The 22,764-nt window shown below is 53.6% G+C and carries 21 protein-coding genes; 15 read left to right on the forward strand and 6 right to left on the reverse strand.

From position 1 onward, the window contains the following. Positions 1 to 117 precede the first annotated feature (117 nt). Positions 118 to 543 carry a GNAT family N-acetyltransferase gene (locus FHS30_RS10410; protein ID WP_343049045.1) on the reverse strand — a complete coding sequence of 142 codons (426 nt, stop codon included), beginning with the start codon at positions 541 to 543 and terminating at the stop codon, positions 118 to 120. Positions 544 to 693: 150 nt separating this feature from the next. Here FHS30_RS10410 and FHS30_RS10415 point away from each other — a divergent pair, with 150 nt between their 5' ends. The 13 genes from FHS30_RS10415 to FHS30_RS10475 all read left to right on the forward strand — a co-directional run bounded on the left by FHS30_RS10415 (position 694) and on the right by FHS30_RS10475 (position 15,321). Then, complete coding sequence (locus FHS30_RS10415) at positions 694 to 1,014, forward strand: hypothetical protein (RefSeq protein WP_183910427.1); 321 nt, start codon at positions 694 to 696, stop codon at positions 1,012 to 1,014. Between the two features lie 126 nt (positions 1,015 to 1,140). After that, positions 1,141 to 3,108: a hypothetical protein gene (locus FHS30_RS10420; RefSeq protein ID WP_183910428.1), complete on the forward strand. Its 1,968-nt coding sequence runs from the start codon at positions 1,141 to 1,143 to the stop codon at positions 3,106 to 3,108. A gap of 325 nt (positions 3,109 to 3,433) precedes the next feature. Beyond that, the gene (locus FHS30_RS10425) at positions 3,434 to 3,760 is read left to right on the forward strand and encodes a hypothetical protein (RefSeq protein WP_183910429.1); all 327 of its coding nucleotides are present in this window, start codon (positions 3,434 to 3,436) and stop codon (positions 3,758 to 3,760) included. A gap of 29 nt (positions 3,761 to 3,789) precedes the next feature. Beyond that, positions 3,790 to 4,704: a head GIN domain-containing protein gene (locus FHS30_RS10430; RefSeq protein WP_183910430.1), complete on the forward strand. Its 915-nt coding sequence runs from the start codon at positions 3,790 to 3,792 to the stop codon at positions 4,702 to 4,704. Positions 4,705 to 4,735: 31 nt separating this feature from the next. After that, positions 4,736 to 5,107, forward strand: coding sequence for a GntR family transcriptional regulator (locus FHS30_RS10435; protein ID WP_183910431.1), 372 nt, complete (start codon positions 4,736 to 4,738; stop codon positions 5,105 to 5,107). Beyond that, positions 5,107 to 5,979, forward strand: coding sequence for an ABC transporter ATP-binding protein (locus FHS30_RS10440; protein WP_183910432.1), 873 nt, complete (start codon positions 5,107 to 5,109; stop codon positions 5,977 to 5,979). The genes FHS30_RS10435 and FHS30_RS10440 overlap by 1 nt, the downstream gene beginning before the upstream one ends. Beyond that, entirely contained in the window at positions 5,976 to 7,340 is a 1,365-nt protein-coding gene (locus FHS30_RS10445) for a hypothetical protein (protein WP_183910433.1), read from the forward strand. Before FHS30_RS10440 ends, FHS30_RS10445 begins: the two co-directional genes overlap by 4 nt. An 11-nt stretch (positions 7,341 to 7,351) precedes the next feature. Continuing rightward, positions 7,352 to 8,227 (forward strand): GIN domain-containing protein, encoded by an 876-nt coding sequence (locus FHS30_RS10450; RefSeq protein WP_183910434.1) that lies wholly within the window; start codon positions 7,352 to 7,354, stop codon positions 8,225 to 8,227. A gap of 360 nt (positions 8,228 to 8,587) precedes the next feature. Beyond that, positions 8,588 to 8,938 carry a PadR family transcriptional regulator gene (locus FHS30_RS10455; RefSeq protein ID WP_183910435.1) on the forward strand — a complete coding sequence of 117 codons (351 nt, stop codon included), beginning with the start codon at positions 8,588 to 8,590 and terminating at the stop codon, positions 8,936 to 8,938. Then, complete coding sequence (locus FHS30_RS10460; protein WP_183910436.1) at positions 8,935 to 9,906, forward strand: hypothetical protein; 972 nt, start codon at positions 8,935 to 8,937, stop codon at positions 9,904 to 9,906. Before FHS30_RS10455 ends, FHS30_RS10460 begins: the two co-directional genes overlap by 4 nt. Positions 9,907 to 10,232: 326 nt before the next feature. Next, positions 10,233 to 11,285 carry an efflux RND transporter periplasmic adaptor subunit gene (locus FHS30_RS10465; protein ID WP_183910437.1) on the forward strand — a complete coding sequence of 351 codons (1,053 nt, stop codon included), beginning with the start codon at positions 10,233 to 10,235 and terminating at the stop codon, positions 11,283 to 11,285. Positions 11,286 to 11,288: 3 nt separating this feature from the next. Continuing rightward, the gene (locus FHS30_RS10470; RefSeq protein WP_183910438.1) at positions 11,289 to 14,426 is read left to right on the forward strand and encodes an efflux RND transporter permease subunit; all 3,138 of its coding nucleotides are present in this window, start codon (positions 11,289 to 11,291) and stop codon (positions 14,424 to 14,426) included. Next, entirely contained in the window at positions 14,419 to 15,321 is a 903-nt protein-coding gene (locus FHS30_RS10475) for a patatin-like phospholipase family protein (RefSeq protein WP_183910439.1), read from the forward strand. The genes FHS30_RS10470 and FHS30_RS10475 overlap by 8 nt, the downstream gene beginning before the upstream one ends. Positions 15,322 to 15,344: 23 nt before the next feature. On the opposite strand, the gene FHS30_RS10480 is transcribed toward FHS30_RS10475, so the two are convergent. The 5 genes from FHS30_RS10480 to fabV form a co-directional block, all read right to left on the reverse strand. Continuing rightward, positions 15,345 to 15,956, reverse strand: a complete 612-nt coding sequence (locus tag FHS30_RS10480; RefSeq protein WP_343049052.1) for a glutathione S-transferase family protein — start codon at positions 15,954 to 15,956, stop codon at positions 15,345 to 15,347. 9 nt (positions 15,957 to 15,965) lie between these two features. Beyond that, complete coding sequence (locus FHS30_RS10485; protein WP_183910440.1) at positions 15,966 to 16,493, reverse strand: outer membrane beta-barrel protein; 528 nt, start codon at positions 16,491 to 16,493, stop codon at positions 15,966 to 15,968. 43 nt (positions 16,494 to 16,536) lie between these two features. Continuing rightward, entirely contained in the window at positions 16,537 to 17,580 is a 1,044-nt protein-coding gene (locus FHS30_RS10490; protein WP_183910944.1) for an NADP(H)-dependent aldo-keto reductase, read from the reverse strand. 41 nt (positions 17,581 to 17,621) lie between these two features. Continuing rightward, complete coding sequence (locus tag FHS30_RS10495) at positions 17,622 to 18,503, reverse strand: MBL fold metallo-hydrolase (RefSeq protein ID WP_246341283.1); 882 nt, start codon at positions 18,501 to 18,503, stop codon at positions 17,622 to 17,624. A gap of 134 nt (positions 18,504 to 18,637) precedes the next feature. Beyond that, positions 18,638 to 19,828 (reverse strand): enoyl-ACP reductase FabV, encoded by a 1,191-nt coding sequence (fabV, locus tag FHS30_RS10500; RefSeq protein ID WP_183910441.1) that lies wholly within the window; start codon positions 19,826 to 19,828, stop codon positions 18,638 to 18,640. 264 nt (positions 19,829 to 20,092) lie between these two features. On the opposite strand from fabV, the gene FHS30_RS10505 reads away from it, so the two are divergent. Together FHS30_RS10505 and FHS30_RS10510 are read left to right on the forward strand one after the other, a co-directional pair. After that, positions 20,093 to 21,397: a metal-dependent hydrolase family protein gene (locus FHS30_RS10505; RefSeq protein ID WP_183910442.1), complete on the forward strand. Its 1,305-nt coding sequence runs from the start codon at positions 20,093 to 20,095 to the stop codon at positions 21,395 to 21,397. A gap of 129 nt (positions 21,398 to 21,526) precedes the next feature. Beyond that, positions 21,527 to 22,741: an MFS transporter gene (locus FHS30_RS10510; protein WP_183910443.1), complete on the forward strand. Its 1,215-nt coding sequence runs from the start codon at positions 21,527 to 21,529 to the stop codon at positions 22,739 to 22,741. Positions 22,742 to 22,764 lie beyond the last annotated feature (23 nt).

Consider the following 22,764-nt stretch of genomic DNA (forward strand, 5'->3'; position numbering starts at 1 on the left):
ACCCGAGCTTGCAGCAACACAAGGGCCCCGCTTAGAGCGCAGATTTACTGGAAAGATTGCATTTTAAAGGCACTCGATTGCCCACCGTGTGACACACCGCCCTGCTTGCGGTCAGTATCAAGCGCCCACTAATGACTTAACGAAATGGAAACTCGCGATGGTAAACCCCTGCGAAAAATAGAACTTATGGGCCTGATCGCGCTGACAGCCACTGTCGAGATGCAAGGTGACACAGCCCTGCACCTTGCCAAAGGCTTCTAGCCACGCCACCATTTCCTCGCCATAGCCCTGCGATCGACACGCGGCGTCGGTCACCAGATCATCCACATATAAGTTCTTACCGTGGTGCAGATTGGTGGTAATGCGAAACCCGGCCACGGCGACCACTTGGTTCTCTGCCTGCGCCATCGCCAGCTGAAAGCCCTCCGACTGCATCTGCCGCACCAAGGGTACGAAGCGATCGGCGATCAAATGCGGCCTTAATTGACGCATTACGGGCAAACACGCCTGAATTTCGGCATCTGAAGCTGCTAATTTAATCACGTGATGTCTCTCCCTATTGTCGTACATCCACCGGCAGCGCCATTCTGCACCGCCGCAGCAAACGGGTAAAGTTGCTGTCTACGGCCCCCGTGTACTAATCTATCCAGTCGAGTTGTATTTAGAGGCGCGCCAAGCGTACCCAAGGCCGGCATGAAACCCGTAAAGACAAAAGCCCAAATCCGCGATGAAATTGATAGCCAAATTGCGGCCTATTTAACCCAAGGCGGCGAAGTGCTTGCGGTGCCGCGCGGCACCAGCGGGCGCGAGCCCACGTCCCACCCACCACTGCCTATCAGCTTCGATCGCGACCAGCAGCATCGCACGCTGGTCACCGAGGTCATCAGCGCCATTGAGGAGCGCCGGCAGCACAAAGGCCAGCACAAACCCCTCCGGCGGGCACCCAAACCCCGCAAAAAGCTCATCTACGACGATTTTGGCCAACCGCTGCGTTGGCAGTGGGTAGAGGAATAAGCACAGCGCTGGACATGGCGATTTTCACCTAAGGCAACTAACCTTTAGGGCAGGCGCGCCCTTTGCATAACTTCAACGTCACGGCGGCCCATAAACTTCACTGTGCCAGGGGCTTCAGAACGCCAGATGTCAGACCTGTTTTATATCGTCATCATTGCGGAACTGCTGTTCGTATGCGCCCTGTGCGGGTACATGGTGTACCGCCTCAAACGACGCTTAACCCGGCTCGCCAAACGCCTCAATCCGAGCATTGCCGGCGCCAGCGAAGAAACCCAAACAGACGTCAGCGTCATCTCCTACTTTGTCGGGCAACTCAAGCGCACTCGCGCGCTATCAGAAACCGAGCTTGGCAAGGAGCTCAATTTAAGCCCCCTGATTACCAGCGTTCGCTGCGCCTACCTGAACGCCGAGCGGCGCGCGCTCAAAAACCCTGAAAACAGCAAGGACTACTGGCTCGCGCTCAAAGAAGAGATCGATAAACTCATCGGCATTCTATCTACCGAAGCCAAGCGCACCGGCAAAGAAAACACCGCCCTGCGTCAGAAACTTAAACTGCTGAAAGACCGCCTTGAAAAGTTAGGCGACAAAGATTGGGCTGATCAAAACAGCGTCCTCGAAGGCGAGATTACAAAACCACCCGGCTATGTACTGCGCTTCGCCCGCGATGTCGACGTTACCCATCAGTCGGCCAAGAAGGCCACCGGCAGTGGCATCGAACTGTTCGATCAACTGGAGAAGCAAAAGCAGCACACCCAGAACCTCACCATGATGATTAAGGAGGGCAAAAACACCGGCGACCTCGAGCAGCGAGTCGCCGAGTACGAGCGCATGCTGTACAAAATGGAGCACGAATCTGCCAGCCTGCAAAAGGCCTTGCGCGACGCCCAGAAAAAATTAAATCAAGTTGATGAAGCTTTTAATTCTGTGCCGGTCAGCGAACGCCAAAGCGAGACCTTGCTGAGCGTCATCCGCGCCAACAAAGACTCCGACGACAGCAGCAGTAATATTTTCGATGACCTAGTAGCCGATACACAAAATATCGGCACCCAAAGCCGGAAAAATTTAGACGGCCTACAAAAAACCATTTTCGATCAACGCAAATCTATTCTTTCGATGGAGAACACCATCGCCGCGCTAGAAGCGGAACTCACAGGCGACAGCGCAGAAGACGACGCCAAACGCACGGAACTTGAAAAGCTAAAGCGCGCACTTATGGAGTCGGAAGGTTGCATAAAGATCCTAGAAGACGAAGTGGACAACCTCCACACGCACCTAAAGGAGCTACAAGTACAGCGCGAAGAACTACAAGAGCAATACCAGAATCAATCTGATGAAGAGATTCTCGAAAATTTATCTAGCGAATTTGAAGCGCAGGCCAACGCGCAAGAAACGGGCCTACTCGCGAACAACAGCAGCGCTGAATTCCTCACTGAATTTATGATAAACGCCATCGAGTCCGGCTCCCTTGAAGACCTCATTACCGTATTGCAGCACGCCGTCAGCGAAATGAGTTTTCAATCGTTGATTCGCGTCATGGTGGGTACTAACAAGGTGGATATTGCCGCCATGGGCAAGCTGACCAAAGAAGACAAGCTGCTCATTGAACATTTAAATTTCGAGCCGGATCTGCCCATTAAAGACGTTGGCAAACACATCACCCTTCACTTTCGCAATGTGCGCGCCATTCTAAAACACCAAGACCGGGCCAAGCCCTTAACGCAAAATCAACGGCAGGTACTGACACAGGTATTCAGCTTTGCCTCGAGCTTGGCTGAAAAGGTCGCCCTCCAAAAAGGCATGAAAAAGCGGCTCACCAATTATGAACAACTCAATGACATGATGCAGACCATCAGCAAAAATCTAGACGCCCAGTACAAGTACCAAAAAGATGAAACCGTCAGCATCATTCAAAGCATTGTGGACCAATCGCACATGTTAGCGGGCGAAAAGGTCACGCCGGGCCAACAGCAAGTGCTCAAAGCCATGGAGGATGAGGCCATGCAACGAACAGAGCTATTGGAAGCCAACCGCGCCATTGTGCGCAAGCAATTCAACAAGATCATGGAACGGCTCACGTCCATGACCAAGGAATAGCCTAAAAAGGCGCCATCCCTGCAATTTCCTTTGGCAAAGCGCCATCGACCGCCTCCCCCTGTAACGCCCTGTAACGCCCTGTAACGCCCTATAACACCCCAAAAACACCTCGCCACCCCTTTGTCCTCATCTACCACCATAAGCCAAAAATCCGTAACCAATTGTTTTTTATAAGAATTTTTTGTCGCCGCAAAAATTTTGCGCGTTAAATGCACAAATTTGTTGCGCTATACAAATCTAGTGTTATAGTTACGTATAACACCGGATCAGCAAGGAAGATTTCTGCGATCCACCCGCAGACACATATATTTTGAGGAATACAGACATGAACACATTGCGCAGCCTTTGCCTTTCCGCCCTAACCCTCGTCGCCAGCGCCAGCGCTATGGCAGCGACCCCTAGCATTCAAGCGCCCACGCCCAGCATTGATACCCAATGGGCATTGGCCGCAGTTGAAGAAGCGCCTAGTCAGTACGATGCCGCGCCGGTTGCTCAGCCGGTACTTGTCGCTCAAGACGCAAACAGCTGGAAGTTTACCGATGTCATCAATGGCCAACTGATTGAAATTCAAGTAACTGAAATCGTTGCCACTATGGCCCAAAAAATTGCACAACACACCGCAAAATCAGCACTTGATTTAGCCGGTCTTTAATTTCAAACATAAAAACACTGGGAGATACCATGAAAACTACGCACCTACTCACTAACTGTTGCCTCGCCGTCGCGCTGCTGTTTAGTGCCACCCTGCAGGCGGAAGCGATTCAAAAGAAAAGTGTCGCCATCGAAGACATTGATCAAGTGGAAGTGGCCGGCCCTGGCCTGCTGACCATCACACAGGGCGACAGTGAAAGCCTCGAGATCATTGCCAGTGAAAAAATCATGGATCGAATTGAAGTCGATGCCCATGGCAGCACGCTGCGCTTGCGGTTAAAGGAAGGCAGTCAGTGGGGCTTTTTCCGCATTGACGACGGCATCCAATATAAGTTGACCGTTAAGCAGCTCAACAAAATTAAGTCCATGGGCTCAGTGGATGTTGAACTGGCCAGCGACCTAAACGCAGATCACCTTAAGCTCGACAGCGCGGGCTCCGGAGACATGCGTTTTAAAGACATTACCGTGCGGGAACTCGACATGAGTTCTGCGGGCTCCGGTGACTTTACGGCCGGCACTGTACAAGCGCACGCCGTGGAGTTGAGCTCCGCAGGCTCTGGCGACCTCAACATTGGCGCACTAAAGGTAGCAACCACAATCGAAATCAGCTCTGCCGGTTCGGGCGATGCACGCATCGATAGCCTGAATGCCGAGCGCTTAGAGCTATCAATGGCGGGCTCAGGTGACACCGCTATCGGCAACGGTGAAGTCACTAGTCAGTCGGTAGATATCGGAGGCTCTGGTGATTACTCGGCATCTGGCCTCAAAAGTAAAATGGCGGAAATGGATTTAAGCGGCTCTGCAGACGCAACAGTTTGGGTAACTGAAGAGTTGCGTGTAGATGCCAGCGGCGCCTCAGACGTGCAGTACTTCGGCCAGCCACTAGTCAAAGTTGACACCAGCGGTGCTAGCAGCGTGAAGAGCTTGGGAGCTTCTCCCAAGTGATTTTCTAAGCCCTCCACACAAGGTAAGAATTATGCAACAGCAGTGGAATGATGATCAGCCTATCTACCGTCAACTACGTGACCGTATGGTAGGACTGATAATGGAAGGCGCCTACGCAGAAGGGGATTCAATCCCCTCGGTTCGAGCAGTCTCCGCAGAATATCAAATTAATCACCTGACCGTGTCTAAAGCCTATCAAGAATTAGTAGACGAGGGTCTGGTAGAAAAAAGAAGAGGATTGGGTATGTTTGTTATCGAAGGTGCGAGAGAGAACATCTTGAAAGCCGAAAAGGAAAAATTCTTGAACGTTGAATTTCCACAGTTACTTCAACGCATCATGCAATTAGGTATCAGCAAGGATGAGCTGATCGAGCGCATTACTCAGGCCGAGGAAAACATCTAATGGAACCGATCATTCAAGCCCGTGGCCTCGCCAAGCGCTACGGCAATCACCAGGCCCTAAACCAAGTGTCATTTGATATTGCCCCTGGGCGAATCGTGGGTCTCATCGGTCCCAATGGCGCGGGTAAGACCACTGCGTTAAAGGGCATCTTAGGTCTAGCTGAAGTCGAGGGCGAACTGAGCGTACTGGGCATGAACCCCGTCAAACAGCGCCGTGAATTGCTGGAGCAAGTGAGCTTTATCGCAGATACCGCGATATTGCCCCGCTGGTTAAAAGTTTCAGAGGCAGTGGAATACGCCGCCAGCGTACACCCAAAATTCAATCGCGCGAAAGCCGAGGCATTTTTAGCAAAAACAAAGATCAATCCGAAATCGAAAATCAGCAGTCTGTCCAAGGGCATGATCACCCAACTGCACCTTTCACTGATCATGGCCATTGACAGCAAATTATTGGTATTGGATGAACCCACGCTTGGGCTGGACATCTTGTACCGCAAGCAATTTTACACGTCGCTGTTAAACGACTATTTCGACGCTGAGAAAACCATTTTAATTACCACGCACCAAGTGGAAGAAGTGGAGACCATCCTCACCGATTTGGTGTTTATCAACGACGGCCAGCTGGTGCTCAACGTCGCCATGGAAGACATCGCCGAGCGCTTTGTGGAAGTTCACATCAACAAACAGCAACAGGATCAGGCTGCGGCATTAAAGCCCATTCACGTCAGTCCGCGCCTTGGTGGTCACACGGCGATTTTTGAGAATGCAGAGCGCGCGCAATTGGAAGCATTGGGTAGTTTGCATACACCGAGCATTACCGATTTGTTTGTCGCAAAAATTCAGCCGAACGTAGCATGGGGGCACGCACAATGAATAACTACATCACACCCATCAAACGTGAATTTTGGGAATTTAGGGGCACCTTTACCTGGCTGCCGGTGATAAGTGCAGCACTCATCTCGCTGTGCATGATTGCCGCGTTAGCACTCTACGCAAGCGGTGTTATCAACTACTCGATAACCGATGATGATTTTCACATCACCACCGATAGCCACAAAACCCACAGCCATGAAGAGCGCCTAATCATCGAGCGCGACGCACTCGTAGAAGCGCGCAAAGATCTTCAACAAGCGAGTGATGAAGTACACCAGCGCTTTACCGAAGACATGAGCGTGGACATTGAAAAAGAGTTGGACAAGGCGCAAAAAGAACTGGATCGCCAAGGCATCGACATCACCATTAAGCGCACTGAGCTTCGCATTGATCACGGGAAAATCCGTGAAGAGGTGGGTCGCCAAATAAATCGCGAAATTGAGCGCATCGACACCAAGATAGCGCGCATCGATGCCGAATTGGCGCAGCAACCGATGCACCGGGTACCGCCAGTGGCACCTGTCGCACCGGCAGCCCCCGCTGCAGATGGCGCCATCGCTGACGCGCCCGAACCGGCGGCACCAAAAGCCAGCGAGATTCGCCGCTTTCCTGAAACGGTGACGGTAATCGAGCGCTCCGAAGATGTCGGCTTTACCGATGACAACATTGAAAGCGTTAACGATGTGTTAACGGGATTTAATGCCTTGTTTTCTGGACTGATGTTAATGGTGAGCATTTATTATTTGCTGTCTTGCCTGTACACCGATCGCAAGGACAACAGCATTCTGTTCTGGAAGTCCATGCCCGTATCGGAAACACAGCAAGTACTGACCAAGCTCGGTGTCGCACTGGTGGCCCTGCCAACCATTGCCTCCCTGTGCGCGCTGGTGGTCGGCATCGTATTTGTCATACTCACCATGCTCTATGTCGCCGGCTATGCCGCCAGCACGTCGCCCTGGGATATCTTGATGGGTGTCGAGTTATTCAGCGTGGCGATTGGCCACTGGTTTACCGCCATGGGCGTTGCACTGTGGAGCCTCCCGTTCTTCGCGTGGTTAATCTTCTGCTCAGCGGCCGCCAAACGCTCGCCCTTTATGCTGGCAATACTGCCACCTGCCGTACTGATGATTGCCGAAGAGATTATTTTCGACAGCAACCTGCTACTGGAACTGGTCAGTGATCGCATTCCCGGTATCGCCGTGGATGACAATGGCTTCAGCGGCTACGTGCGCTTTAGCGAGTCAGGTATCAGCCCGCTGGGTGAATTCATTGCCAGCCCAGCTCTATGGGTGGGCTTGATTGTCGCCGCCGGAATTACCTACGCCGCCATTTGGCTGCGCAACAACCGCTACGAAATCTAAAGGACGCGAACGTGAAAATTGCAACAGCTTTGCTTTTGACAATTTCCGCACTGAGCATGTGGGTAGGTGCGGCGGGCAACTTCCGCCACACCTACCCGCTCGACGCCGTATCGCAGGTGCAGCTCGATGCCTATGGCCACGTCGAGCTGACGCAGGGTACCGCGGACAATTTGGAAGTCATCGCAGGGGAAGATATCACCCCCTACCTTCAATTCACGCACCAGAACGACACGCTCAACGTCGTCGATACCCGCACCCATTCCACTTGGTACAAAACCAAGCAGTGGTGGCAGCAAATGATTGGCGATCACGTGGGCGACCAGGAGGTGCGCTATCACGTCACGCTCAAGAATCCCCAAGCGCTGACATTAAACGGCCACTTCGCGGCCCATGTGCACCACATTAACCAACCCTCCCTCGACGTCACCTTCAATGGCTTGGGCGAACTGCGCGCTGAACACCTGAAACACGAAGCGCTGGCACTAACAGCCAACGGCACGGTGGATTTGCACACAGATGATCTCGGTACCAAGTCGTTTAAATTAACGTTCAATGGCACCGGCGATCTGGAAGCGCTCGGCATGGATGTGCAACAGTTAACGGGCCACCTCAACGGGCTGATTAGCTGCACACTGGCCGGTAAAGCCCAATCCATTAAATGGGTTTTGGAAGGCAGTGGCGACTGTTCGGCAACGCGCTTGCAGGCTCACACGGCGCAATTGCATGTGGCCGGCGACGCGCATATGACAGTCAATGTCAAAGCAAAGCTCGCCGCCCATACCGAGGGACAGGGCCGTATTACCTACCACGGCCACCCAAAAACCGCCATCAAGGGCAACGGCATTCGCGCCATTACCGGCGGCTACCAAGCTCGCACCTACTACTGAATCACGCCCTGCTGGCGTGATTCAGTCCCCTCTTTGCTGACACCTAAAGCCCCGCCGTTGCGCCCAAACGCCGCCGGCGTAGCACTGCTCTTTGGCACCCAAAAAGCGGGCATAAAAAAGCCGCACCAAAAGGCGCGGCCAAGCAATATTCAATGAGGAGACAATATGAAACACACACCAGAGCCGTTCATATAGTGCTTTGATGCGTTCAATCGCCCCAAGTTCCATTTAATTTCACTTTATTTGTTCTCACCCAGCCATCAGCGAAATAAATATCAATCGGCCGTTGACACCATACTGTGTGATGCATAGTATTTACTGTGTATCACACAGTAATAGTTGGATGACACGGAAACCGTCATGGACACAGACACGCTGCTTCACAAGATGACCCAGGAACTGCGCCGCGGCAGCCTTTCGCTCGCCGTCATGCTGGCATTCCGCGAGGAACACTACGCCTATTCGCTGCGCAAATACCTCGGCGAACACGGGCTGGCGGTGGATGAAGGCACCCTTTATCCACTGGTGCGTCGGTTGGAGAAAGATGCGTTGCTTGAAAGCGAGTGGCGCGAGTCGTCAGGTCGCAAGCGACGATTCTACCAACTCTCGGAGCTTGGACACGCCCTACTACCTCAACTAGAAGCCGAGTGGCGCAGCTTAGCTGACTCGGTGGACCGTATTCGAAACGCCCCAAAGGAGAACCACGAATGAATTGGATTCAACGCTACATTCAGGCCGCACGCCCCTACTTCCCCGCATCACAACGCGACGATCTCTGCGACGAACTGCTGGCACAAATGAACGATCAATGGGATGAGGTCGAAGCCGACCCCAATAGCCCCACCAGAGACGCGCAAGCCAAGGCCCTGGTGCAATCCTTTGGCCACCCGATGCGCTATGCCAGCGGCTTTCATACTCAACAAGCCCTGATTAGCCAACCGCTGTTTGAAGTCTATAAATTGGTGCTGCGCAACATTTGCTGGGTGTTGCTGGGGGTCTTTTCTGGCTACGCACTGCTGCATGGGCTGTCGCACAGCGAAGTTCACCCAGTGGGCATGGTGCTGTTCATCATCACCAACACCGTTGAACACTTCGTGTGGTTTTTCACAGCCATCACTGCCGTGTTCTATTTCGCCGAGAACCAGCTGCGCAAGATGCTGGATTTAGACAGCTGGCGGGCCGATCAACTGCCCCCACTGAGACCCGAATGGAGCACTTGTTCACGGGGCGAAAGTGCCTTTAATTTAGTCATGAATGTGGTTTTCGCTGGCATGGTATTTGGCTGGTTTCCAGCGCTAGAAACCTTGGCACTGGAATACCCGAGTGCCCGCACTATGCAATTGATGGCCGTATTGACCCCCATCATTGGCAGTCTTCTCATTTCATTCGCCGGTCTACACCTCTACCACTGTCTGCGCCCACACTGGGATGCCAACAGTCTTGTGGCTAATCTGCTGTTAAACGCCGCAGTCATTGGCGTCACTGCGCTCCTGCTGACAGTTCCAGAAGGCGGCCTTCCTCAAATCATTGGTACCAAGCCGGAAAGCGAGGTGGTAGTGACTGTTTTCAACCGGGCTCTCAACAGTATATTGCTAGTCATTGGCTTGTGGTCGGCGTATGAAATATGGCGCGACAGTCGCCGCTGGTGGCAACTGCGCCAACTCACACAAGGCGGTTAATAGGGGCACAATTTCTTAAACTTGATCGAAAAAAAAATGCCGCTTTTAAAGCGGCATAATAAGCATAACGTTGGGGAGAGAGATGAATGCCAGTAAGCGTTCATGGTACTTAGAAGGCGCCCTGCGTAAAAAGTTCAATAGGATTATCGATCTTTAACAGCATTTGTCATATTACTCACCCAGCCCCAGCACAACCCCAGCCAGGCAAGTGCGCAGGGGCCTGAGATATTGTAGAGTTGGCGGCACTCGCGTACTAATCCCAATCTACCGTTGGTGCGTATCCGTTTTTTCATATCACAATTCTCGATGCGTTTTTGGAGATGCCCATGCGCCTACTTCCCCTGCTCCTATTAACCATTTCCCTCGGCGCCGTCGCTGCGCCTACTGGGGTTTACGTCCAGCGCGTGCAAGTATCCGAATTCGCCGACCGCGTTGAAGCGCTTGGGACCTTGCGCGCAAATGAGTCCGTCACGCTCACCACCAGCGTCACTGATCGAATTACCCAATTGCACTTTAACGATGGCCAGCGCGTGCAGGCTGGCGATCTATTAGTTGAACTCAATAACCTAGAGGAAAAGGCCGATCGGCAGGCACAATTTTTAGTGGTCGATGAAGCCAAAAGGCAATTTGATCGCGTGCAAAAACTAGCCAAAGATGGCCTCGCGCCACAATCGCAACTGGACGAACAGCGGCGCACCTTTCAAGCCGCGCAAGCCCGTCTGGATGCCTTGGATGCGCGCATGCAAGAGCTGCAAATCGTCGCGCCCTTTGCCGGCGTACTGGGCTTGCGCACGGTCAGTGTGGGCACCCTATTGTCTGCCGGTCAGGTGATTACCACGCTAGACGACGACACGGTAATGAAACTGGATTTTTCGGTACCATCGACCTACCTGCCCTTTCTTAAAGTTGGCCTGCCCATTAGTGCGCAGGCCAAGGCTTTGGATAACACCCCGTTTAACGGCTCCATTGCCAGCATCGACTCCCGCGTCGACCCGATCACCCGCTCTGTGCGTGTGCGCGCCCTGCTCGACAACCCAAATTTCGTGTTGCGCCCAGGCTTATTGATGAGCGTAGAACTCTACAAAAATTCTCGGCAAACCCTGGTCATTGCCGAAGAAGCATTGATCCCAGAAGGCCGCTCGCAATCGGTGATGCGCGTCAATACCCAGCAGAATCCCGCCACGATCGAACAAGTCGTCGTCACGGTGGGCAGCCGCATTCCAGGTCAGGTGGAAATTCTGAGCGGGTTGGCGCCGAACGATTTAGTCGTGACCCACGGCACCGTTAAAATTCGACACGGCTCCGAGGTGAAAATTTTAGCGCAACAGCAATACGGCGAGCGCTTGCCCCAACTCCTCGAGCAAGCGGCGGAGCAATAAATCATGTTGTTATCCGACCTCTCCATTCGCCGGCCCGTGCTGGCTACAGTGTTTTCCCTTTTGCTAGTGGCCTTCGGACTAGTGGCCTTCGATCGTTTGCCACTGCGCGAATATCCGGATATTGATCCGCCCGTGGTGTCCATCGACACCCGCTACCCCGGGGCCAGCGCCACGGTGGTGGAAACCCGCATAACCAAGGTGATTGAAGATCGGATCTCCGGTGTGGAGGGTATCAAGTTTATCCAGTCTTCCAGCGAAGACGGTCGCTCTCGCGTAACGGTGGAGTTTGACGTCACGCGCGACATTGACGCCGCCGCAAACGATATCCGCGATCGGGTGTCCCGTGTGCGCGATAGCTTGCCAAGGGAGGCAGATGCACCCGACATTCAAAAAGTGGACGCCGACGATTCGCCCATTATCTGGCTAAATTTGGTGAGCACAAAAATGTCGCTGCCAGAGCTAACCGATTACGCCGAACGCTATCTAGTGGATCGATTCAGCGTGCTACCCGGAGTCGCGCGGGTGCGCATTGGTGGCGCACAAAGCTACGCACTGCGCATATGGCTCAATCGACAAGCATTGGCAGCCCAGAATCTCACCGTCGCCGATGTGGAAGCCGCACTGCGCTCCGAAAATGTGGAGTTGCCCGCCGGATCAATCGAATCCTTGGAGCGCCAATTTACCGTGCGCGTCGAACGCAGCTTTAGAACCGCCGATGATTTTAAAAAGCTGGTGCTGCGCCAAGGCGAAAGCGGATACCTAGTGCGCTTGGCCGATGTGGCGCGCGTTGAAATGGGCACGGTAGAAAGCCGCACGCTGTTTCGCGGCAACGGCGAACCCATGGTGGGCTTGGGTATATCCAAGCAAAGTACCGCCAACACCATCGATGTAGCGCGCAATGCCCGCGAGGCCATGGAACGTATCAATCCCACGTTGCCAGAGGGCATGGCCATTAAACCCAGTTACGATTCTTCAGTATTTATTGAGGCGTCGATTAACGAAGTGTACAAGACCCTGTTCATCGCCATCGGGTTGGTAGTGTTGGTTATCTATTTGTTTTTAGGCAGCCTGCGCGCAATGTTGATACCGGCCATTACGGTACCCGTATCACTGATTGCCACCGCTATCATTTTGTTTGCCTTGGGCTTCACCATCAATCTACTCACGCTCTTGGCATTGGTGTTGGCCATCGGCTTGGTGGTAGACGACTCCATTGTGGTCCTGGAAAATATTCATCGGCGCATCGAGGAAAAACACGAACACCCCTTGTTGGCCGCCTTTAAAGGCACCCGTCAGGTGGGCTTTGCCGTTATCGCCACCACCCTGTTGCTGGTGGCGGTGTTCATTCCCATTACCTTTTTAGAAGGTGATTTAGGTCAACTGTTTACCGAGTTTGCCCTGACCCTGTCGGCGGCGGTGATTTTTTCCAGCTTTGTTGCGTTGACATTATCGCCGGTCATGGCCGCGCAGCTGTTAAAGAAAAACTCCACGCCATCGCCCCTAGTGCACGCCATGGATAGCGTGTTTACCCGCCTGCAACAGCGCTATCAAAAGCTGCTGGATGTCAGCCTGCGCAAACCCTGGATCGCGGGGTTAGCAGCCCTATTGCTCCTCATCTTCGCCGGCTGGTTGCACCAACAGATCCCCAATGAATATGTTCCAAAAGAAGATCGCGGTTCATTTTTTGTCATCGTCAGCGGGCCCGAGGGCGCCAGTTACGCGCACACGGTGGACTACATGAACGAAATTGAACAGCGCCTACAATTTCTCATCGAATCCGGTGAGGCACAGCGGGTATTGGTGCGCGCGCCGCGAAGCTTTGGCAACCTCACGGACTTCTCCGGCGGCGTGGTCATTCTTTCGCTCAGCGATTGGAGCGAGCGCCGCTCAGCCTGGGATATTATGGCAGAGCTGCGCGCGAAGCTCGGTGATTTACCCGGCGTGCGCGCTTTTCCTATCATGCGCCAAGGCATACGCGGCGGCACCAGTAAGCCCATACAGTTTGTGCTGGGCGGCGCCACCTACGAGGAATTGGCGGCTTGGCGCGATCAAATTAACACCCATTTGGCCGAACACAACCCCGGCCTGACGGACATTGATTGGGACTACAAAGAGACAAAACCCCAATACAAGGTGATCATCAACTACGATCGAGCCGCGGAGCTGGGCGTCACGGTCAACGCCATCGGCACGACGCTCGAAAGCCTTTTGGGGTCACGCCGCGTTACCACGTTTATTGACGATGGCGAAGAATACGATGTCATCATTGAAGGCGAGCGCGCCGATAAACGCAGCCCCACGGATTTGCAAAATATTTATGTGCGCTCCCAGCGCAGCCAACAGTTGATTCCGCTGGCCAACCTCGTGAGCCTCGAAGCCTTTGCGGACGCCGGCACGTTGAATCGCTATAACCGCATCCGCGCCATCACCCTCGAAGCCAATGTAAACGGCATCTCGCTGGGTGAAGCACTCGCGTTTCTGGATCAATTGGTAGCCGACCAACTGCCGGAGTACGCGCAGATCGATTACAAAGGGGATTCACTCGACTATAAATCCAGCGGACAGTCCATCGCCTTTATTTTCGCCTTGGGCTTGGTGGTTGTGTTCTTGGTATTGGCGGCTCAATTTGAAAGTTTTATCCACCCCATGATCATCATGTTGACCGTACCTCTGGCCATGGCGGGCGGCCTGTTTGGGCTCTGGTCCACAGGCAACTCTCTCAACATTTACAGTCAAATCGCACTGCTAATGCTCATCGGTTTGGCCGCCAAAAACGGCATTCTAATTGTCGAGTTCGCCAACCAACTGCGCACCGCCGGTCGTGACATTGGCGGCGCGATTCGCGAGGCTGCGGCGATTCGTTTGCGACCCATTATAATGACCAGCATTACAACGATGGCTGGCGCAGTACCCCTTATACTGTCATTTGGCGCGGGAGCAGAAACGCGCACTATGATCGGAGTCACACTGTTTTATGGTGTGTTGGCAGCCACATTGTTTACCTTGTTTATTGTGCCCGCTGCCTATAATTTATTTGCACACCGCGCAGCCACACCCGGCGAGCGCGCCCACAAACTTGAGGCTGCGCTAGCGGGCGCAACGACATCTCATGAAGCCAAGGTGAATAAAACCCATGACTGACAAGCAAAAAAAGTCCGTTTCACTGGTATTGGGTAGCGGCGGTGCACGCGGCATGGCGCACATTGGGGTGATTAAATGGCTGGAGGAAAATAATTACAAGATTGTGTCCGTTAGTGGCGCCAGTATTGGCGCGTTGATAGGTGGCGTTTATGCCTGCGGAAAATTGCCGGACTTTGAGAAGTGGATTACCGCCCTCAATCGCATGGATATTGTACGGCTCATGGATTTTTCCTGGCAACGCAGTGGTCTGCTCAAAGGCGACAAAATTATTAACGCACTGATTGAAAAAGTGGGCAATCACGACATTGAAAATCTGGCGATTAAATTCACGGCAGTGGCGGCAAATTTGAAAACTGAAAAGGAGGTTTGGATTCAAAGTGGCCCCTTATTCGACGCCATTCGCGCATCCATTTCACTGCCGTTATTTTTTACCCCCTATACCTTAAATGGCAAAACCCTTGTGGACGGCGGCGTGCTCAATCCAGTGCCCATTGCACCCACCTTTGGGGATCATTCGGACATAACATTGGCGGTCAACCTAGGCGGTGAACCAGAGCCGAGTCAGCCAAAAAAACCTGCCAAACAAGAGCAGGAGTCCAACCTTCTACACCCCAAAATTCAGCAATTTATTGATCACATTACCGACAATTGGCTACCGGGCGACAACCCCAACGATGATCGTCGAAGTGCCCACGATATCGCCGATCAGGCATTTGACGCCATGCAGGCCAGTATCGCGCGGCAAATGCTGGCCGCCTATCCACCGGATATCACCATAACGCTGCCGCGCAATGCCTGTGGCACTATGGATTTTGATCGGGCAAAAGAACTCATTGAACGGGGCTATGCACTGGCCGAGCAGACCATGGGGAAAAAAGAAGCCAATGAAAAATAATCCTTCACTGGCCTGTTATTGCATCAATCCATCGGAACAAATCCGGGCAAACTCGCCACGCGGCTAATCCAGCGCTGAATTGCGGGAAAGGAGGTGAGCTCAAAGCCGCCTTCATGGGCCACCGGGGTATAGCCGTAAAGTGCAATATCCGCCGTGGTGCACTGGCCTCCCACCAAGAAAGGCGTGCGGGATAACTGCTGCTCCATGACCTCCAATGCCTTGTAGCCACCGACCTGTTTGGCCTCATATTCCGCGCGGCGCGACTCAGGTAGCCCCAAATATTTATTAATAAATCGCGCAACGGCAATAAACGGCTCGTGGCTATATTGCTCAAAAAACTGCCACTGCTGAACTTTGGCAAGGGCAAACGCATCGGTCGGCAACAGGGGCGTACCCGCTGCCAAAAAATTAATGATGGCGTTGGACTCCCACAAAAATTGACCCGCTGGCAACGCCAAAAGCGGAATCTTTCCGTTGGGATTTTTTTGCAAAAAGTCAGGGGTTTTTGTGTCACCCGCCAATATATCGATATCAACCCACTCGTGTTCTTTGGCAAGCAACGCAAGTACCAACTGCACTTTATAGCAATTGCCGGAACGGCGATCACCGTAGACCGTCAAGCGGGATGTTTCCACGGCGAGCCCTTAAAACTTACCGATCAATGACACACCGATTTGCGTGATATCTTTGTCGACATAAGTGTATTCGGCCTCAAGTAACAGCGTGCCAAAATCATACCCGCCGCCAATGCCGCCGCCGAAGCCCGTTTTATTGGTTGAATCATTGCCCACGCTGATTCGCTTCCACAATAGACCGCCCCGCACCTTCACATAAAGCGCGCCGGGCGAGCGATAGACGCCATAAAGGCCGGCTGTATCCAAGGTGTAATCGGTGTTGAGGTCGAGCAAATTAACATCCGCTTGACTCCGGTTGAGCTCGACTTCAACGCCCAAACCATTGGCGTAATGCTCGGCCATTAAGACTCCCAAACCACCCGCATTTTCGGTGGCCTCGGGCGCGAGATCGGTGTAGATACCTTTGATACCTAAGTAGATTCCCGCTTTATTCGTGGCACTTTTACTGGCTTTTTGATCGGCCATTGCCAGCGTCGAAAGGCCGGCTAAGCACATTACCGAGAACATCAGGTGCAGTGTGCGCGTTATATTTTGCATGAGTTAATCTTCCTTATTGGGGTCAAAAGCGCCAAATAAATGGTTAGGGCGCCGGCACAGTATAGCGTTTATGAATGGCCTCAATCTCCGCCAGCAATACTTCGCTCAAGGTTATGTCAGCACTATCAATGTTTTCTTTCAATTGTTCGAGGCTGGTGGCCCCAATGATATTACTACCCAAAAACACCTGTTGGTTGACGAACGCCAAGGCCATTTGCGTCAAACTCATCCCATGTTGCTGGGCGAGGTTCGCGTAGGCTTCAGTTGCCGCGCGGGCCTCGGCATTGTCGTAGCGCACAAAGCGATCAAACAGTGTCAGTCTGGCACCGGCGGGCTTAGCGCCCCGCAAATACTTGCCGGTAAGCATCCCAAAGGCGAGTGGAGAATAGGCCAATAAGTCCACCTGTTCGCGCAGGGCCATTTCGGCCAAGCCCACTTCAAAACTGCGATTGAGCAAATTGTAGGGGTTCTGAATGGACGCGATGCGCGGCAGGTCGTGCTCGCGCGCCAAACGCAAATATTCCATGACGCCCCACGGGGTTTCATTGGAAATACCAATATGGCGCACCATGCCCCAGTCGACCAATTCTTGCAGTGCCGTCAAAGTGTCTTCAATGGCTACCCCGTCATCTTCGCGATGCTGGTAGCCCAGCTGGCCAAAAAAATTTGTGCGCCGCTCCGGCCAATGTACCTGATAGAGATCGATGTAGTCGGTCTGCAAGCGTTCCAGTGAATCTTCCACGGCCCGACGGATGTGATCGCCAGACAGGCGTGGCCCCTGTCGAATATGGCCCACACCGGAATTGGCATCACCGCGACCCGCCACTTTAGTGGCGAGCACTATGTCTTTGCGCTTGCCAGTGGCCGCCAGCCAATGACCCACGATGGTTTCCGTGCTGCCCTGCGTATCGGCCTTAGGTGGCACGGGATAGAGTTCAGCCGTATCAAAAAAATTTATGCCTCGACTCACGGCGTAATCCATTTGAGCGAAGGCATCGTCTTGAGAGTTTTGTTCGCCATAGGTCATAGTGCCCAGGCAAATATGACTGACCGATAAATCGGAGCGACCCAATGTTTTGTAGCGCATAGTCACGGCTTATACACTCCTGTGCCGGAAATTTTTATTTATCATTTGCATGCAATCCACTGCCACGACGACAGCGATTCTGGCCTTGGCAGGCACTGTTGTGCCCGCCCCTCTTTTTCAAGCTTGACCAAATGTGCCCACAGCGAATAGATGGCCCACGTGTGCAGCGACGCGTCCACATCGTCATAGGCCAATGCAGTCAAGGCGGCCATGGTTTGCGGTTCGCGCTGACGCAGCAACGCCTGCCAAACCTTTTCTTCCCGCCCGAGTCGGTGTTTAACCAACTCACTGAGGTAGGCGGGTACGTCACCCAATAAATGACCATGGCCCGGTGCCAACGCCTGCAAGGGCAGACGCGCCAACTGTTCAACGCTGCGAATATAGGCTTGCATATCGCCGCTGGGTGGGATGATCACCACCGTAGAGCCTTGCATGACGTGATCACCGGTAAACAACACACGGGAATTTTCGTGTAAAAAACAAAAGTGGTTGCCCACGTGGCCCGGCGTATGGATCGCCGTCAGTGTGAACTCATCGGTCGCGAGTTGGTGGCCATCAGTAAGCGCCACGTCGGGGCACATGCTGTCATCTTGGTGACCGTCCTGCGGGCCGATAGCGCCGAGCAACCGAGCGCCGGTGCGTGCCGCCAGCACGCGGGCCGCCGGTGAGTGATCACGGTGCGTGTGCGTCACTAAGACCCAGCCGATATCGCCAAGCGCACACAGGCGCGCCAGATGGTGTTCGTCTAATGGGCCGGGATCAATAACCGCCAAGCGGCGCTCACCGACTATGTAAGTATTGGTGCCGGGCCCTGTCATCATGCCGGGGTTATTGCATACGAGGCGGCGCACACCGGGGGCCACGGACACCGCCGTGTCATGGGAGAGTGGAAATTCAATAAGCTGTTGCGGCAAAGCGGCCATGGACTCGTTAATTCCTTTTTAACAGGGGCCCAGTTTACGCGCTGATGGGCAGCTTCTAAAGTAAAAATAGACCCACAAAAAAGGCGACCCAGGGCCGCCTTGTCTGCTAACAATCGGTGCATCACCGAACGCCGTTAGTCCACGAAGGGCGCTGGCACCATGGGGTCGGTTTCAGCGTCATAGTCTACGCCCTTCAACCCAAACCCAAACAGCTTGAGGAAGTCGTCGTTATAGCCCTTGTAGTCGGTAATATCGAACAAGTTTTCTTCAGTGACCTGGGGCCAGAGCGCTTCAATTTTCGCCTGTGTTTCGGGCGTTAACTCGAGATTGTCCATGCGCAACCGATTGCTGTCATCCAGGCGCGGCTGGTCGGTATACAAGCCCTCCGTGAACAAGCGATACAGCTGCTCTATGCAACCCTCGTGGGTCCCCTCTTCCTTCATGACCTTGTACACCAATGAAATGTACAGCGGCATAATCGGAATAGCCGAAGAAGATTGCGTTACCAGTGCTTTCAACACCGAGACATTGGCTTGGCCCTGCTTAGCTGCCAAGCGCTCATTGATTGCGCGCGAGGCGCGGTCCAGATCTTCTTTGGCCTTGCCGATAGTGGCGTGACCGTAGATGGGCCAGGTAAGTTTTTCACCCAGATAGGTGTAGGCCACAGTGCGGCAATTATCGGCCAGCAGATCCGCCTGCTGCAGGGCATCGATCCAGAGTTCCCAGTCTTCGCCACCCATAACCTTAACGGTGTTGGCAATCTCTTCTTCATTCGCCGGTTCAACGGTAATGTCAGAAATTTTCAAGGTATCGGTATTGAGATTCTTGGCGGTATAACCTTCACCAATGGGCTTCAATACGGAGGAATGCATGATGCCGGTCTTGGGGTCTGTGCGACGTGGCGAGGCCAAGGAGTAAACCACCAAGTCCACCTTACCGAGGTGCTGTTTCACCAAAGCCAAGGTTTTATCTTTGATTTCATCGCTGAAGGCATCGCCATTCACGCTGGCCGCAAACAGGCCTTCGGCCTCGGCGGCGGCGTGAAATGCTGCGGTATTGTAGTAGCCCGCAGAGCCAGTTTTGCGATCGGTTGGCGCTTTTTCAAAGGCCACACCAACGGTTTTTGCCTGGCTGCCAAAAGCCGCAGTAATGCGTGATGCCAAGCCGTAACCGGTAGAACAGCCGATGACCAATACGTTTTTAGGTCCGCCAGCAATGGGACCCTTCGCTTTAATAAAGTCAATCTGTTCGCGCACGTGAGCGGCGCAACCTTGTGGGTGAGCATTGGTACAAATAAATCCGCGTACCTTGGGTTTAATGATCATGGCGTTTTTCCTGTCTAGCCTAAATAGCAGTGAGCATAGTTGGCAGTGAATACAGCAGCCCTAACAACAGAGCACAAATTCAGCGGGCTATTATAATGACCAACCAGCCATAAAACATGGTTTTTTCCACAATGCGCGCATCGAACAAAAAATGCACAATAGCCGCTGCGCGTTGAGGCAGGGCCACGGGTACTCGTCAAAACACTAGATAAGCTGCTGGCCGACCCCGAACAATAACATCACTCGACAACACAGGACTCACCCATGTTGAAAACGACCATAACCGCTGCACTGCTCTATATGGCAGCCACCAGTGCCGCTCTGGCCGACACATTGATTCACGCCGGGCAATTGATCGACACCCTGCAGGGCAAAGTGCTCAAGCAGCAGACCGTGCGCATCCACGATGGCGAAATTGCCGGTATTACCGCGGGCTTCGAGGCACCAGAGGCAGGCGATGAGGTCATCGATTTGTCTGAACACACCGTGATGCCAGGCCTGATGGATATGCACACCCATCTCGACCATGAAATGAATCCCAAGGCTTACTCCGAGGGATTCCAACTCAATGCTGCCGACTACGCCTACCGCTCAGTGGGCTATGCCCATAAAACCTTGTTGGCAGGCTTTACCACCGTGCGCAATCTGGGTGACAACTTTTTAGTGACCGTGTCATTGCGCAATGCCGTGAATCAGGGACTGTTGCCCGGCCCGCGCGTTTACACCGCCGGTAAATCTATTGCCACCACTGGCGGTCACGCCGATCCCACCAATGGTCACAGCCAGCACTTGATGGGGCACCCGGGTCCTAAAGAAGGGGTTATCAATGGCATTGCCGATGCCCGAGAAGCGGTGCGCCAACGCTACAAAGAAGGTTCAGATCTCATCAAAATCACCGCCACGGGTGGCGTATTGAGCATGGCTAAAAATGGCCAGAACCCACAATTTTTCGCAGATGAAATTGAGGCTATCGTAAAAACGGCGAAGGACTACGGTATGACTGTGGCCGTACACGCGCACGGGGTAGAAGGCATGCAACGGGCGATACGCGCCGGCGTCGACTCCATTGAGCACGGCACTTATATGGATAAGGAAACCTTCAAGTTGATGAAAAAGCATGACACTTGGTTTGTGCCCACCATCAGCGCAGGCAAATTTGTGGCGGAAAAAGCGGCCATCGACGGTTACTTTCCCGCGCTAGTGGCACCTAAAGCCGCCGCCATTGGGCCCTTGATTCAAGGCACTTTTGCGCGCGCCTACAAAAGCGGCGTCAACATCGCGTTCGGCACAGATGCCGGTGTTTTCCCCCACGGTGACAACGCCAGAGAATTTGAGTTTATGGTAGAGGCCGGCATGCCACCCATGGCCGCCATTCAGTCAGCCACGGTATCGGCGGCTAAGTTGCTCGGTATTGAGTCTCAAACTGGCGCCATTAGTGCTGGCATGTGGGCCGATATCATCGCCGTCAAAGGCGATCCACTCGCGGATATTCGCCTGCTACAGCAGGTGGATTTCGTGATGAAAGACGGTCGGATTTACAAGCGCGATGGGCGCGCTGTCATCCAATAGGCAGCGTCTAGATATCGCATTTCACGGCAATTTATCGCACACTGCAGGCCCGGCTTTCGCCGGGCTTATTTTTTTTAAGGCTGCACTGGATCTCTTGGACCAGGACCAATCGCTGTACGACGGATTGCCATGACCCCTATTTCATCGCCTAGAGCGGCGCTCCTCGCCGTCATGCTGGTATCCTTTATTGGCACAGTGGGTATCGCCCTGCCCTATCCAATTCTGGCACCCTACTTTCTCGATCCCGCAAGCAGCCCCGGCCTCACCCAATTTGGCGGCCTGCACCCGAAACTACTGCTGGGTATTGTCTTGGCGCTCTACCCATTGGGCCTGCTTATTGGCAGCTCTATCATTGGCGCCCTGTCAGATATTTACGGGCGCAAGCGGGTATTAAACATCACACTTTTCATTGCCGCCTTGAGTTACGGTGGCACCGTGTGGGCGCTGCTCGAAGAATCCTATCTGTGGTTCGCCGCCATGCGCCTGCTCACCGGTTTGTGCGAGGGCAACATCGCCATTGCCCGCGCCATTGCCGTGGACCTACACCCCGCCATAGACCGCAAACGCGCCCTGTCACTGGTGTTCGCCGCCACCTATGCAGGCTGGCTAGTGGGGCCCATTACCGGTGGTTACCTCATGTTGTACGGTGTGGAGGTCAGCTTTATCGCAGCGGCGGCCACGGTGGTGCTGTGTCTGGTGGTTGTCGCAGTGGGCATAAGCCCCGATACCAACACCCCCGCGCCGAGTGGATTTTGGCGCGCCTTGCGTCAAAGCAATTCCATTGGCTTATTAAAAGATGTCAGCATTCGCCCGCTCATTGTTTTCCACCTGTTATTTTCACTGGCCTTGAACACCTTTTACGAATATTTCCCGCTCTGGCTGGTAGAGGCCTTTGGTCATGGCCCCCAAGAAATTGCTTGGCTGTCGGTGAGCCTGTCGCTCACCATGATCATCACCAGTGCATTCTTTGTGGCGCGCTTGAGTCGCTTAGCCAGTGAGCGCCAAATGATTCTCGGCTGCGTAGTGATGCTGGGGCTGCTCACAGGACTGCTGCCCTGGTTAAATACGTGGGCCTGCCTGCTGGTCTTTACCCTGATGGGCGCAACTATCGCCCTGGAAAACGGAATTTTTCCCGCCTTTATGTCGGCAAATTACGGACATTACGGTCAGGGGCGCATCATGGGATTGCTGACCACAAACTTCTGCTTGGCCAACGTCATTATGGCGCTGGTGGGCGCAGCGCTGGCGTTGCTGGGCGGGCGCTGGGTTATCTGGTGTGCCAGCGTATTGTTTTTTATGGCCGCATTGTGGCTCTGGTGGCGCTTTCGCGCAGAACCCACTTAACAGTTTGTGAATAGCCCCCTCTT

Source organism: Simiduia aestuariiviva (genome assembly GCF_014192475.1).
GTDB lineage: Bacteria > Pseudomonadota > Gammaproteobacteria > Pseudomonadales > Cellvibrionaceae > Simiduia > Simiduia aestuariiviva.